This is a genomic window from Streptomyces tubercidicus, assembly GCF_027497495.1.
GTDB classification, from domain to species: Bacteria; Actinomycetota; Actinomycetes; order Streptomycetales; family Streptomycetaceae; genus Streptomyces; species Streptomyces tubercidicus.
This window is the reverse complement of sequence record NZ_CP114205.1, coordinates 3,799,013-3,811,440: the sequence shown is the minus strand read 5'-3', so window position 1 is coordinate 3,811,440 and position 12,428 is coordinate 3,799,013. Positions and strand designations below refer to the sequence as shown.

The following is a 12,428-nucleotide window of genomic DNA, read 5'->3' as shown; positions in this document are numbered from 1 at the left end:
CTATCATGATGCTGATCTATCCTGCCGACGTGACCGCACCACCCGGACCGCGCCCTGACCCCGTCGACGCGCTGATGGACGCCTGGCACACCGAGCTGCCGGACGTGCTCCGCCCGACGACGGAACTCTCCAAGCGCATAGCCCAGCTCGCCCGCGCCCTGGATCAGGCCACCCGTGGCGTGCTGCCCGAACTCGGCCTGACGGTCGCCGAGTTCGACATCCTGGTCGCCCTGCGCCGGGCGGGCGAGCCGTACCGCATGAAGCCGAACGAACTCGCCCGCGCCCTGCTGCTCTCCTCCGGCGGCATCAGCAACGTCGTCAACCACCTCGCCGGCCGCGGTCTGGTCGGCCGCGAGCCCTCACCGGACGACGGCCGGAGCATCATGATCAGCCTGACCCCGGACGGGGTGCGGACCGCCGAGCGCGCCGTCCGCGCCAACGCCGACGCCCACGAGGCCGTCTTCGCCGAGGCGTCCGCCGCCTCCGTCGACGCGGCCACCCGGGCCCTGCGCGAGGTCGGCATCCGCCACAGCACCGCCCCGCGCCCCCTGCGGACCGGACGGAATCCCAGCCGCTCCTGAGACCTGGCCCCGGGGCGCGCCGGAGCCCCGGACCGCGGCGGCCCGGGGCTCCGTGACATACGGGGACGATGACCCTATGCCTGGTCGGCCGCCGCCTCCAGCGCGGCGATATCGATCTTCTTCATGCCGAACATGGCCTTCATGGCGCGGGCCGCGCGCTCCTGGTCCGGACCGCTGAGCAGCCTCACCACCGTGGTGGGAGCGACCTGCCAGGACAGCCCGTACTTGTCCTTCACCCACCCGCAGGGGCCCTCTTCGCCGCCCTCGGAGAGTTTGGCCCAGTAGTAGTCGATCTCGTCCTGGTCGGCGCAGTTGATCAAGAGGGAGATCGCCTCGTCGAAGGTGAACTCCGGGCCGCCGTTGATCGCGGTGTACTCCTGGCCGTCGAGTTCGAATTCCACCGTCAGCACGGTGCCCGCCGGTCGCGGGCCCGCCTCGTTGTAATAGGTGACGTTGTTGATCTTCGAGTTCGGGAACACCGAGCAGTAGAACTCGGCGGCTTCCTTGCCTTGGGTGTCGAACCAGAGGTTGGGGGTGATCTTGGGCATGGTCTTCTCCCTGGGACGGTTCGCGGCCGGTGGCTGCGCCTGTGCCTCTATAGACCGTCGCACCGGTCGGAAGTCATCGCTATCCAGGGAGAGGAATTCGCGGGCCGACGGGGGCGGGCCCCGCAGCTCCTCCCCGGCCTCACTTCCAGGTGAAGGCCACATCCTGGGTGTCGATATGCATGCCCGCCGGAACCCGCCAGCCGTCCACACACACCCGCCAGCCGCCGGTCTTCTTCTTCCCCGGGGCGAGCGGCAGCGGAAGCTTGTGGGTGGAGGGGATCGTGGCCCAGTCGATGCCGAGGCCGCCGATGATGTGGGTCCCGAAGGTGACCGTGCCGCGGGTGACGGGCCGGTCGCCGGTGTTGAGGAACTCCAGGGTGACCCGCTCGCACCAGCGGACGCCGGTGTCGGACCGGCCGGGCACACCGATCAGCAGGCCGTCGGGGGTGTCCGGCCCGGTCGGGAGGGTCGGGGAGGGCGGTTTCGGGGCGGGGGAGCCGTGCGGCGGGGTGGGAGTGCCGGGGCGCGAGGGGGAGTTGGACGGGCCCGGTGTCGCTGGGGGCGTGGTGCCGCCGCCATGTCCGGAGTGTGCTCCGGTGGCGGGTGCGGAGGAGCCGTGCCGGGCGCCGCTGGACGGACCGGGGCTGCCGGGGGCTCGTGAGCCGTCGCCCGTATCGCGCTCGCCGGAGTCGGCAGACGCCCCTGAGCCGTCCTGGCCGGTCCGCGTACCGCCGCCACTGCTGTCGCTGCCGTCTCGGCCGTCTCCGTGCCGTCCACGGCCTCTGTCGCCGTCCAGCGGCGTCAGCTCGACGCGCTCGTCGGGCGGTACGGCCCCGGTCGGCACCCGGCCGTCAGCGGGACCCGCGGCACCCACCGCGGCATGGCCCGTGCCGGTTGCGCTTCCGCAGCCGGTGAGCAGGGCACCCAGACACAGCGCGGCCGCGGAGGCGGCGGCAACCGTCGTAGTCCGTCGCATGGCGGCAGTGTTGCTGACGATACGTCAGGTGTACAGGGGTGCAACGGGCGGGCGGCGAAAGCCCTTGCAACTGTCCGCCGAGCGGCACGAAGCGCCGTACGGCCCCTCGGCGGACCGTTCCTCAGTCGGAGATGAGGCCCTCGCGCAGCTGCGCCAGGGTGCGGGTGAGCAGCCGGGAGACATGCATCTGGGAGATGCCGACCTCCTCGCCGATCTGGGACTGCGTCATGTTGGCGAAGAAGCGCAGCATGATGATCTGGCGCTCACGGGCCGGGAGTTTGGCCAGCAGGGGCTTGAGGGACTCGCGGTACTCCACGCCCTCCAGGGCGGTGTCCTCGTAGCCGAGGCGGTCCGCGAGGGAGCCTTCGCCGCCGTCGTCCTCGGGGGAGGGCGAGTCGAGCGAGGAGGCGGTGTAGGCGTTGCCGACGGCCAGACCGTCGACCACGTCCTCCTCCGACACCCCCAGGCACAGGGCCAGTTCGGGAACGGTCGGGGAGCGGTCCAGCTTCTGGGACAGCTCGTCACTGGCCTTGGTGAGGGCGAGCCGCAGCTCCTGGAGCCGGCGCGGGACCCGTACCGACCACGAGGTGTCGCGGAAGAATCGCTTGATCTCGCCCACCACGGTGGGCATCGCGAACGTCGGGAATTCCACGCCGCGTTCGCAATCGAAACGGTCGATCGCCTTGATCAGACCGATCGTGCCGACCTGGACGATGTCCTCCATCGGCTCGTTGCGGCTGCGGAATCGGGCGGCCGCATAACGGACGAGCGGGAGGTTCAGCTCGATCAGCGTGTCGCGGACGTACGTACGCTCCGCGCAGTCCTTGTCGAGCGAGGCCAGCCGCAGGAACAGGGAGCGGGAGAGCGTGCGGGTGTTGATGGCGTCGTCGTCGTGCACGTGCGGTGCGGGCGCGGGAATCGCGGGAAGCACCTTCGAGCTGCCCAGTTCTACGGACATGCCACCCCCTTGAGGTCGCGGTCGGGTCGCTGCGGCGTCCTCGGACCGGGGTGGACCGAGGAGTGATGCCTCCACCTGAATACCGGAGGCAGCGCCGCGGCAAACGCGGTTCCTGCAGAATGTCACATGTCGGCAACACGCTGTAGCGCCATGTCGACATATCTGTGCAGGATCGGGTCGCCCGTCCCGGCTATGCGTCGATCCTGTTTGCGGATCGCAGCCGGGCGAAGCTCCGCGACAGTAGCCGCGAGACATGCATCTGCGACACCCCTAGCTCCGCACTGATCTGTGACTGCGTCAGATTGCTGTAGTAACGCAGCAGAAGGATCCGCTGCTCGCGCTCGGGCAGCTGGACCAGGAGGTGCCGTACGAGGTCGCGGTGCTCCACGCCGGCCAGCTCCGGGTCCTCGTATCCGAGGCGGTCGAGCAGACCGGGCAGGCCGTCGCCCTCCTGTGCGGCCTCCAGTGAGGTGGCGTGATACGAGCGGCCCGCCTCCAGGCAGGCCAGCACATCGTCCTCGCCGATCTTCAATCGCTCGGCGATCTCGGCGGTGGTGGGGGAGCGGCCGTGCAGCACCGTCAGATCCTCGGTCGCGCCGTTGACCTGGACCCACAGCTCGTGGAGACGGCGGGGCACATGGACCGTCCGGACATTGTCTCGAAAGTAGCGTTTGATCTCGCCGACAACGGTCGGCATCGCGAAGGTCGGGAACTGGACGCCGCGGTCCGGATCGAACCGGTCGATGGCATTGATCAGGCCGATGGTGCCGACCTGGATGACGTCCTCCATCGGCTCATTGCGGCTGCGGAAGCGCGCCGCGGCATAGCGGACCAGCGGCAGATTGGCCTCGATCAGGGCGGCGCGGACCCGGGTGTGCTCCGGGGTGCCGGGCTCCAGGTCCGTCAGCTCCGCGAACAGCACCTGCGTGAGCGCCCGCGTGTCCGCGCTTCGGCTCTCGCGGGATGGAGCCTTGGGCGCAGTACGGGCCGTCACGGTCACGCCACCCTTCACAGTGCATGTATCCGGCAAAAGCGGTCATAGCATCACAAGACATGTGCACTGTGTGCAAGCACCCCATAACGCCGTGTTGAACAGAGAGTTGAGTGGCTGCGGGGCGGTTCGGGGCGGGTGGGCGGCGGCCGTGGGCGGGGTGCGGCAAAGCCCCCCGCCCACGGGGGGCGAGGGGCTCGGCGGGACGGGGCGGGGGAGTGCCGCGGCTCAGAATTCGTAGTCGGCGATCACCCAGGTGGCGAATTCGCGCCACTGGGCAGCGGCCGCCTGGTGGGCCGGGTGCTCGATATAGCGGGTGAGGGCGTCCTTGTCGGCCACCGCCGAGTTGATCGCGAAGTCGTAGGCGATCGGGCGGTCGGTGATGTTCCAGGCGCACTCCCAGAACGTCAGCTCCGGAATCTCGCCCTCCAGCGCCGCGAACGCGCGGGCGCCGGCCTGCACCCGCTCCTCGTCGCGGGAGACACCCTCATTGAGCTTGAACAGGACCAGGTGGCGGATCACGGGAGCCTCCGTGCGGCGGACGAGGCGCAGCCGGTCCGGTCGGCCGGCTGGCGTGGGGCTGAGGTACCGGCCGACCGCGGGCCGCTCCGTTCGCCGGGCGGCCTCAGGGCCTGCCGGACGGGGCGGGCGGGCCCTATTTGATCAGCTGGGTCATGAACTCGCCGACGCCCTGCGCGGCGGACGAGATGCCCTCGAAGCCTATCTGCACCATTTCGGCGGCCCGCTGCGGGGAGGTGATGATCGTGTACAGCACGAAGACAATGATCATGTACAACGCGATCTTCTTCGCCTGCGCCATCAGTCCCGTCTCCCCTACGCAGTCCCCTACGGCTGTGCCTGCAGTTCCCGGATGCAGTCGGGCGAGTGTAACCACAGGTGTTCGATCACGGGAGTCGAGGTCGCGGGCCCGTCTGCGAGCTGTCGGTGAGCCCGTCCCCGGGTGCTGATGCGGACTTTATGGACCAAAGGCCCACCAAAGGGGGCCCTTCGCCTGCCTGTTGGGGCGGCTCCCGGAGGCACCCTGGGAGAGGTGGCCGGTGGATATGGCAGGAGTCCCCGGCCCGGGACCGGGCCTCGCTGCGGGGTTCACGCCAACGCCGTCCCCTGACGGCGGCGTGGACTTGAGGCCGGTCTCCTCGGGGGAAGCGGACGTCCCCCCGGTGCCGCCTCCCCCGGCCGAGCGCCCTGCCGCCGAGCCGTCCCTGGTCTCCACGGGGGAAGCCAGGAAACGGCCCGGCGGCGGGGCCGCCGTCGTGTGCGGAGACAGGCGCGGGGCCGCGGCACATAATGGCGGGACGCTCGTCCCAAGGGGGAATTGAAGGATGCCCATGAACTCCGCCTCACCCGCGCCCGATTCGTCGCCCGGAGCCGCCCGAGCCGCCCGGCCCGCCCGGAGCGGCCCCCGATCGCCCCTGATGCGGCGGCGGCCGGCCGTCGTGCTGGCGCTGCTGGCCGGTCTGCTGGCCGCGGCCGTCGCACCGGCAGCGGCGGCGGGCCGCGGCGCCGGGGACACCGCACGGACGGTGACCACCGCGAGCGCCCCGAGCCGCGGCGCCGAGTCCTCCGTACGCCTCGCCGCCGCCCCCGCGCAGCCCGTCTCCTACCGCCACCACAGTGCACACCAGACGCCGCAGGTCACGACGGTCGCCAAGTCCAAGGTGTCGAAGTGGAAGAAGAAGGCGAAGAAGAAGGGCAGCTTCTTCAAGAAGCTCGGCATCGTCCTGATCGTGCTGTTCGTCGTCTTCCTGGCGCTGGTGATCCTGGCGGTCTGGCTGCTGGTGCGCTTCGTCCGCAAGCGCACCCGGCGCAGCGCCCACTAGCGGCCGGCCCCGGACACGACGAAGGCCCCGATCCTCGTAAGGATCGGGGCCTTCGCCTCTGAGCGGTAGCGGTGGGATTTGAACCCACGGAGGAGTTGCCCCCTCACGCGCTTTCGAGGCGCGCTCCTTCGGCCGCTCGGACACGCTACCGAGAGAGAGCTTAGCCCAAGGGTGGCCGTGCGCCGAAATCGGATTCCGGGCGGCGTCCGCCAAGGGCTCCGGACGCCGGTCAGCGCGCGCGGAAGAAGTCGGTCAGCAGGGCCGCGCAGTCGGCTTCGAGTACGCCGGTGATGACTTCGGGCCGGTGATTGAGACGCCGGTCACGGATGACGTCCCAGAGGGAGCCCGCCGCGCCCGCCTTGGCGTCGCGGGCGCCGTAGACGACCCGGTCGACCCGGGAGAGCACGATCGCACCGGCGCACATCGTGCACGGTTCGAGGGTGACGACCAGCGTGCAGTCGGTCAGCCGCCACTTCCCGACGGCTTGAGCCGCTTCCCGCAGCGCGAGGATCTCGGCGTGCGCGGTCGGGTCGCCGGTGGCCTCGCGTTCGTTGTGGCCGGTGCCGAGGACCGTGCCGTCCGCGGACAGCACGACGGCGCCCACCGGGACATCACCGGTCCCGGGGGCGCGGGCGGCCTCCTCCAGCGCCTGCCGCATCGGCGCGATCCAGGGATCACGCAGCGGATCGGGCGCGGGGGAGGGAAGAGAGGCGGATGGGGGGACGGTCATGTCCCCAGTGTCGGGGACGTGACCGGGCGGGGCCGAGGGGACCCGGGGCCGGAGCCCGGCCGGGCGGCTCAGCGCACGGCTTCGAGGACTTCCGTGCAGCCCAGCGAGTCCGCGATGGTGCTCAGCGCATCACCGTCGAGGGCCAGCAGTTCCTTCTCGCCGACCCCCAGGTCGGCCAGCAGGGCGGCATCGCCGAGCGGGCCGTGCGGCGGGCCGTCCGAGCCGTTCACCGCCTCCAGGGGTTCGTCGTCCTCCACGTTGTTGTCGGATTCGGGTTCGCCGTCCTCCGTGCCGTCCAGGTCCAGGCTGTCGAGGTCGTCGGTCGCGTCGTCATCGTCGCGGCCGAGCAGCTCGTCGGTCAGCATGGCGCCGTACGAGCTTCTGGCGGCGATCGCGGCGTTGGAGAGGAAGACCCGTGGGTCGTCCTCGCCATCCACCCGGATGACGCCGAACCAGGCGTCCTCCTGCTCGATGAAGGCCACCACCGTGTCGTCGTCCACCGCCGCCTCTCGGGCCAGATCGGCCAGATCGGTCAGCGTCTCCACATCGTCGAGCTCCGTATCGCTCGCTTCCCACCCGTCTTCGGTGCGCGCGAGCAGTGCGGCGAAGTACACCGTGACTCTCCCACTGGTCATAGGCGTGCCGGGCCGGGCGGGGCGGCGCTGCACGCCGTTGGTCCCGCCCCTTCGGAATCGTGGCAGAAACAACGCGTTCGCGCGGGGTCTTCGGCGCTGCGTCGTGCGGAGGTTGTGAGAGATGTCGCTCACGTGCCGCAGCGCGAGCGGGGGCGCGCAGGAGTTCCGCTACCGGCGCAAAGGACTCCGCTACCAGCGGAATGTGCGCATCCGCACGGCCTGGCGCATCCGCTCGGCCCGCGCGCGGCGCGGCTGGACACGGTCCCGCAATGCCTTGGCCTCGTGCAGTTCCCGCAGAAATTGTGCGCGGCGCCGTCGGCGCGCCGCTTCGTTCCCGGCGTCCGGGGACGGGTCCTGGTCGCCGGTGACGCCGTCGTTGGTGTCATCGGTCCGCTGACGGTCGGGCACGCGCACACCACCTTGAGCGAGCTCCTCGCCCGGTGACGGAACGACCAATCGGGCGTACGTGCCACCTTTCCCTCCTTTCAGTGGTTTGATGCCGGGCACCTCGCGCCGCCGCCCGCTTCTGCCGGGCACCGCACGGCGGGCGCCGGGGCCTTCCGGCTCGGTTAGTGTCGATGTCATGCGGATCCACGTCGTCGACCACCCGCTGGTGGCGCACAAACTCACCACTCTGCGCGACAAGCGCACCGATTCCCCCACATTCCGGCGGCTCGCCGACGAGCTGGTCACCCTGCTCGCGTACGAGGCCACCCGCGATGTGCGGACCGAGCAGGTCGACATCGAGACCCCGGTGACGGCGACCACCGGTGTGCGGCTCTCGCACCCGCGCCCCCTGGTCGTCCCGATCCTGCGGGCCGGTCTGGGCATGCTGGAGGGCATGGTCCGGCTGCTGCCCACCGCCGAGGTCGGCTTCATGGGGATGGTCCGCAACGAGGAGACCTACGAGGCGCACACGTACGCCACGCGGATGCCCGACGACCTCTCGGGCCGTCAGGTGTACGTCGTCGACCCGATGCTCGCCACCGGCGGCACCCTGGTCGCGGCGATCCGTGAGCTGATCGAGCGCGGCGCGGACGATGTCACCGCGATCTGTCTGCTGGCCGCGCCGGAGGGTGTCGCGGTCATGGAGAAGGAGCTGGCCGGGGCGCCGGTGACGGTGGTCACCGCGGCGGTCGACGAGCGGCTGAACGAGGCCCGCTACATCGTGCCGGGCCTCGGCGACGCGGGCGACCGGATGTACGGCACGGCCGGCTGAGCGGACTGCCTGCCCACCTGACTCAGTGTTCGGGCCCCGCACCACGGGTTGGTTGGTGCGGGGCCCTTCCCTGTCCGGTCAGCACTTGGTGGCGGCGGCGGGGGCCGGGGACGGGTGGGTCAGCAGGGACAGGGACTTGCCGGCGGCCTGCTGGGTGGCCAGTGCCTTGAAGGTGTTGCCGATGATCAGGTCGAGTTCGGCGCCCTTGCGGCCGTCGGTCTTCTGCTGGGCGCCGGTGAGCTGGGTGGCGAGCACCTTCAGCGGGCCGTCGGCCGCCGCCCGGGGGCCGAGCAGTATCCCGGCGCCCTTGATCTTCTTGTCGTAGGCGGCGGGGGCGTTGCCCACCTTGCCGATCTTGAAGCCGCGCTTCTGGAGTTCATCGGCGGTGCGCTTGGCGAGCCCGGAGCGCGGGGTGGCGTTGAAGACATTGACGGTCAGCGTGCCGGGCGCGGGCAGCTTCCGGGCGGCGGTCTTCGCCTCGGCGGTGTCCGCCTCGGCGCCGTCCCGGCAGGGCTGTTCGCCCTGGGCGGCGTGCGCGGTGCCGGACCGGCCGCCGAAGACGTCGATGAGCTGCAGGGTCCCCCAGCCGGCCAGACCGAGGGCGCAGGCGGCGGCGACGATGGTGAGAACGATCCGGCGACGGTGGCGCGGACGGCGCATCCGCGGATACCTGTCGCCCGTGATGCGGTACTTCCTACCGCCCATGCCTGGGGGCGTCAGCATGCTCATGGGCGCAGCGTAGTGCGGGCGGAGGTCCGTGCCTACTAGATGATCAACGCGTGGCGCGAGACCCAACCCAAAAGGGTCAATTCGGGCAGGGTGGGTGGGGTGGAGTCGGGCGGTAAAGGGCGGTTTCCGGCCGGTTGTTCAGGGCGGGCCGGGGCGGTGCGATAACGGGGGCCGGGCCGGTGGGCCGACGGCGACGGGGGCGCTGACCCGACGGGGCCGGGCGTCAGTCCAGTTCGAGTACGCGGGCGTGCAGGACCTGGCGCTGCTGCAGGGCGGCGCGCACCGCGCGGTGCAGCCCGTCCTCCAGGTAGAGGTCGCCCTGCCACTTCACGACATGCGCGAAGAGGTCGCCGTAGAACGTCGAGTCCTCGGCGAGCAGCGTTTCGAGATCGAGCTGCTGCTTGGTCGTCACCAACTGGTCGAGGCGTACCGGGCGCGGAGCGACGTCCGCCCACTGGCGGGTGCTCTCCCGGCCGTGGTCCGGGTACGGCCGTCCGTTTCCGATGCGCTTGAAGATCACACGGAAAGCCTACCGGGCGAGCGGCACCGGGCGCAGCCATGCCGCAGCAGTGCAAAAGGATCAATGGCGGCAAAGTTGGATCTTTGGGGAGCGGAGGTCGGCGGATTTGGCCGGATGCGACCCGAACGGCCTATGCGCGGGGGGTGCCGGACCGCGTGGCGGGCGCCGGACCGTATGGCGCCTCCGTGTCGGGCGTCACCACTTGCGGGCGGCCGCCAGGGTCGGCTGCCAGTACGTCACCGCGGCGGTGTGCGGGTCGACATGGACCGGCGCGCGGCCGTCCAGACCGACCTGGGTGGGCGTGGCGCGGTCCGTCAGGGCGACGCCGAACTGGGAGATCTTTCTGCCCCGGTGGCGCTTCCCGTCCGGCCCGCGGGCGGCGGAGGTGGTGATCAGGGCGTACGCGGTCCTGTTGGGAGGCAGAGTGACCGCGGCCGGCGGCTCGCTGGCCTCGATGGCCGGGAGGGGGGCCCGTCGGTCGCCGCCGAAGCGCAGCAAGGGGTAGGGCTGGGCGGCGAAGGTGCAGGGCCGGTCGGAGAAGTTGGTGACCGTCAGCAGCATGCGGTGCGGCCGCCGCGGCATCGCCCCGGCCTGGAACCTGAGCATCTCGGGGGTGCAGACCGCCTGGCCGTCCGGGCCGGGCGGCGGGTCGCCGCCGTCGTTCGAGGAGGGCAGGTCGGGGGCCGGCGACACGGCCGTGGCGGGGCCGTCGGCCCGGGAGCCGCCGCCGTCGTGGCAGCCGCTGGTCAGGGCGAGCGTGGCGGTGACGAGGAGAGCTGCGGTGGCGGCCCGGCGGGTGGTGGTGACAGTGATGCGCATGGGGGCTCCCCGGACGGTGGCGTGTGTTCGACCTTCGGCGCGGGTGCTGGCGATCGGCTAACGCGCGGCTAACGCGTGCCGGGGTGCCTCCGGCGTGCGGACCGCCGCCGCGACCGGTACGGGACGAAAGTCGGGGGTCGTTCCTGCCGAATGGCAGCGGTGGCGTGGGGGTGGCCGCTCCTAGCGTGCCGGTACGCATCGAGCGATGGGTACGGGGAGAGGAGAGCGGCGTGCTCGGGATACGGGAGCGCAGGAAAGCGGGAGCGGGAGAGGGAGCGGGAGCGGGAGAAGGGGAGGACCGGGGGCTCCGCGGAAGAGCGCAGGCACGTGGGGAGAGGGCGGCGCGGGCCCGGCCGGGCGGGCGGTGGCTGTGGGGGGCGGGCACCGCGTTGCTGGTGCTCGCCGTGCACAGCAACTGGCATCTGGCGGCGGCCGCCTGGCTGTTTCCGGTCTTTCTGCTGCGCTATGCCCGGCTGCGGCCGGCCCGTCGCGGGCTGCTGCGGGTCGGATATGCGCTGGGGCTCGGCCAGTTGGCGTGGCTGGTCTCGACGGGGATGGTGTTCGTGCCGTCCGTAGTGGCGGTGTTCGCGGTGCTCGTCGTGGTGCAGACGCTGCCGTTCATCGCCGACCGGCTGGTCGCGGCGCGCTCCGGCGCGGGGTGGTCGACGCTGGTCTTTCCGGTGGTGCTGGTCTGCGGTGAGTATCTCTTCACGCGGCTGGCCGGCTTCGGCGACTACGGGGTGCTCGGCTTCAGCCAGCACGGCTTTCTGCCGCTGGTCCAACTCGCCTCCGTCACCGGGGTGTACGGCGTCAGCTTCGTGGTCGCGTGGACGGCGTCGGTCGCGCACTGGGCATGGGGACGCGGTTTCCGATGGCGGGAGATCCGGCGCGGCGCGGTGGTGTGGGCCGGGGCGCTCGCCCTGGTGCTGGGCGCCGGTGGCGTACGGCTGGTGTGGCGCGCGCCGACGACGGACACCGTACGGGTCGCGGGCATCAGCGCAGGCCGCGCCGCGGAACGGGCCACCCAACGGGCGCTGCACACGGCCGGGCAGGAGCTGTGGCGGCCGCGGAACCTGGTGCGGGCCGATCCGCGGCGGGTCGGTGCCGCGCTGGCGCCGGTGGCCGACGATCTGGTGGCGGCCACCGACCGGGAGGCGCGGGCCGGTGCGCGGATCGTGGTGTGGCCGGAGACCCAGGCCGGGGTGTTGGCGGACGGCCGGCAGCGGCTGCTCGACCGGGTCGCGGAGATCGCCCGCACACGCCAGGTCTACGTCAACACCGCCTTCGCCCTCTACACCCCGCGGCCGCCCTATGTACGCAATGTCGCCGCCCTGGTGACCCCGGAGGGGAAGGTCGCCTGGACCTACGACAAGGCGCACCCCACCCCGATGGAGCCGATGACGCCCGGCAAGGGGGCGGTCCCCGTCACCGGCTCGCCATACGGGCGGCTGGCAACGGTGATCTGCTACGACGCCGACTTCCCCGAACTGATGCGGCAGGTGGCGGACAAGGACACCGCCCTGATCCTGGTGCCCGCCAACGACTGGGCGGGGTTCGAATCGCTGCACGCGCAGCGGGCCGTCTTCCGGTCCGTCGAGTACGGCTATGCCATGGTCCGGCAGTCCGTGCACGGCGTCGCCACCGCGGTGGACCACCAGGGCCGTATCCGGGGCCTGGCGGACTACTTCACCGCGGACCGGCAGACGCTGGTCGCCGAGGTGCCGGTGCGGCCGCGCACGGACACCCTCTACAGCCGGACCGGCGATCTGTTCGCGCTGCTGTGCGCGGGCGGGACGCTGGTCGTGGTGGCGCTCGGAGTGGTGCGGGGGCGGCGGGTCCGTGCCGCGTTCCCCGGCGCGCCCGGCGGTCGTCCGTAAGGTC

Annotated in this window: 16 protein-coding genes and 1 tRNA gene; 4 read left to right on the top strand and 13 right to left on the bottom strand. The window is 71.5% G+C overall.

Annotated elements, in window-relative coordinates; translation table 11 throughout:
* Positions 1–29: 29 nt before the first annotated feature.
* A complete protein-coding gene (locus STRTU_RS16505; protein WP_246240636.1) occupies positions 30–581 on the top strand; it encodes a MarR family winged helix-turn-helix transcriptional regulator in 552 nt (183 codons plus the stop codon).
* A 74-nt stretch (positions 582–655) separates the two neighbouring features.
* Here STRTU_RS16505 and STRTU_RS16500 read toward each other — a convergent pair whose 3' ends face one another.
* The 6 genes from STRTU_RS16500 to STRTU_RS16475 all read right to left on the bottom strand — a co-directional run bounded on the left by STRTU_RS16500 (position 656) and on the right by STRTU_RS16475 (position 4,874).
* A complete protein-coding gene (locus tag STRTU_RS16500; protein ID WP_159744209.1) occupies positions 656–1,129 on the bottom strand; it encodes a VOC family protein in 474 nt (157 codons plus the stop codon).
* 139 nt (positions 1,130–1,268) lie between these two features.
* The gene (locus tag STRTU_RS16495) at positions 1,269–2,105 is read right to left on the bottom strand and encodes a hypothetical protein (protein ID WP_159744208.1); all 837 of its coding nucleotides are present in this window, start codon (positions 2,103–2,105) and stop codon (positions 1,269–1,271) included.
* A gap of 121 nt (positions 2,106–2,226) precedes the next feature.
* Entirely contained in the window at positions 2,227–3,063 is an 837-nt protein-coding gene (locus tag STRTU_RS16490; protein ID WP_085928175.1) for an RNA polymerase sigma factor SigF, read from the bottom strand.
* Between the two features lie 190 nt (positions 3,064–3,253).
* Positions 3,254–4,063, bottom strand: coding sequence for an RNA polymerase sigma factor SigF (locus STRTU_RS16485; RefSeq protein ID WP_159744207.1), 810 nt, complete (start codon positions 4,061–4,063; stop codon positions 3,254–3,256).
* Between the two features lie 219 nt (positions 4,064–4,282).
* Entirely contained in the window at positions 4,283–4,576 is a 294-nt protein-coding gene (locus tag STRTU_RS16480) for a Dabb family protein (RefSeq protein ID WP_159744206.1), read from the bottom strand.
* A gap of 133 nt (positions 4,577–4,709) precedes the next feature.
* Positions 4,710–4,874 carry a hypothetical protein gene (locus STRTU_RS16475; RefSeq protein ID WP_167392858.1) on the bottom strand — a complete coding sequence of 55 codons (165 nt, stop codon included), beginning with the start codon at positions 4,872–4,874 and terminating at the stop codon, positions 4,710–4,712.
* Positions 4,875–5,403: 529 nt separating this feature from the next.
* Between STRTU_RS16475 and STRTU_RS16470 the strand changes: the two genes are divergently transcribed.
* A complete protein-coding gene (locus tag STRTU_RS16470) occupies positions 5,404–5,895 on the top strand; it encodes a hypothetical protein (protein WP_159744205.1) in 492 nt (163 codons plus the stop codon).
* A gap of 63 nt (positions 5,896–5,958) precedes the next feature.
* Here the strand turns inward: STRTU_RS16470 and STRTU_RS16465 are convergent.
* The 4 genes from STRTU_RS16465 to STRTU_RS16450 all read right to left on the bottom strand — a co-directional run bounded on the left by STRTU_RS16465 (position 5,959) and on the right by STRTU_RS16450 (position 7,668).
* Positions 5,959–6,045 (bottom strand) — tRNA-Ser (locus STRTU_RS16465).
* 79 nt (positions 6,046–6,124) lie between these two features.
* Positions 6,125–6,625, bottom strand: coding sequence for a tRNA adenosine(34) deaminase TadA (gene tadA / locus STRTU_RS16460; RefSeq protein WP_159744204.1), 501 nt, complete (start codon positions 6,623–6,625; stop codon positions 6,125–6,127).
* Positions 6,626–6,693: 68 nt separating this feature from the next.
* The gene (locus STRTU_RS16455) at positions 6,694–7,239 is read right to left on the bottom strand and encodes a tRNA adenosine deaminase-associated protein (RefSeq protein ID WP_159744203.1); all 546 of its coding nucleotides are present in this window, start codon (positions 7,237–7,239) and stop codon (positions 6,694–6,696) included.
* 210 nt (positions 7,240–7,449) lie between these two features.
* Positions 7,450–7,668: a hypothetical protein gene (locus tag STRTU_RS16450; protein WP_159744202.1), complete on the bottom strand. Its 219-nt coding sequence runs from the start codon at positions 7,666–7,668 to the stop codon at positions 7,450–7,452.
* A 175-nt stretch (positions 7,669–7,843) separates the two neighbouring features.
* Here STRTU_RS16450 and upp point away from each other — a divergent pair, with 175 nt between their 5' ends.
* Entirely contained in the window at positions 7,844–8,479 is a 636-nt protein-coding gene (gene upp, locus STRTU_RS16445) for a uracil phosphoribosyltransferase (protein WP_159744201.1), read from the top strand.
* A 78-nt stretch (positions 8,480–8,557) separates the two neighbouring features.
* On the opposite strand, the gene STRTU_RS16440 is transcribed toward upp, so the two are convergent.
* The 3 genes from STRTU_RS16440 to STRTU_RS16430 all read right to left on the bottom strand — a co-directional run bounded on the left by STRTU_RS16440 (position 8,558) and on the right by STRTU_RS16430 (position 10,547).
* The gene (locus tag STRTU_RS16440; protein WP_159744200.1) at positions 8,558–9,208 is read right to left on the bottom strand and encodes a LytR C-terminal domain-containing protein; all 651 of its coding nucleotides are present in this window, start codon (positions 9,206–9,208) and stop codon (positions 8,558–8,560) included.
* 223 nt (positions 9,209–9,431) lie between these two features.
* Positions 9,432–9,728, bottom strand: coding sequence for a type II toxin-antitoxin system VapB family antitoxin (locus STRTU_RS16435; RefSeq protein WP_004943146.1), 297 nt, complete (start codon positions 9,726–9,728; stop codon positions 9,432–9,434).
* 195 nt (positions 9,729–9,923) lie between these two features.
* Positions 9,924–10,547, bottom strand: a complete 624-nt coding sequence (locus STRTU_RS16430) for a DUF4232 domain-containing protein (RefSeq protein ID WP_159744199.1) — start codon at positions 10,545–10,547, stop codon at positions 9,924–9,926.
* 395 nt (positions 10,548–10,942) lie between these two features.
* Between STRTU_RS16430 and STRTU_RS16425 the strand changes: the two genes are divergently transcribed.
* The gene (locus tag STRTU_RS16425; protein WP_269777464.1) at positions 10,943–12,424 is read left to right on the top strand and encodes an apolipoprotein N-acyltransferase; all 1,482 of its coding nucleotides are present in this window, start codon (positions 10,943–10,945) and stop codon (positions 12,422–12,424) included.
* The last annotated feature ends 4 nt before the right edge of the window (positions 12,425–12,428 follow it).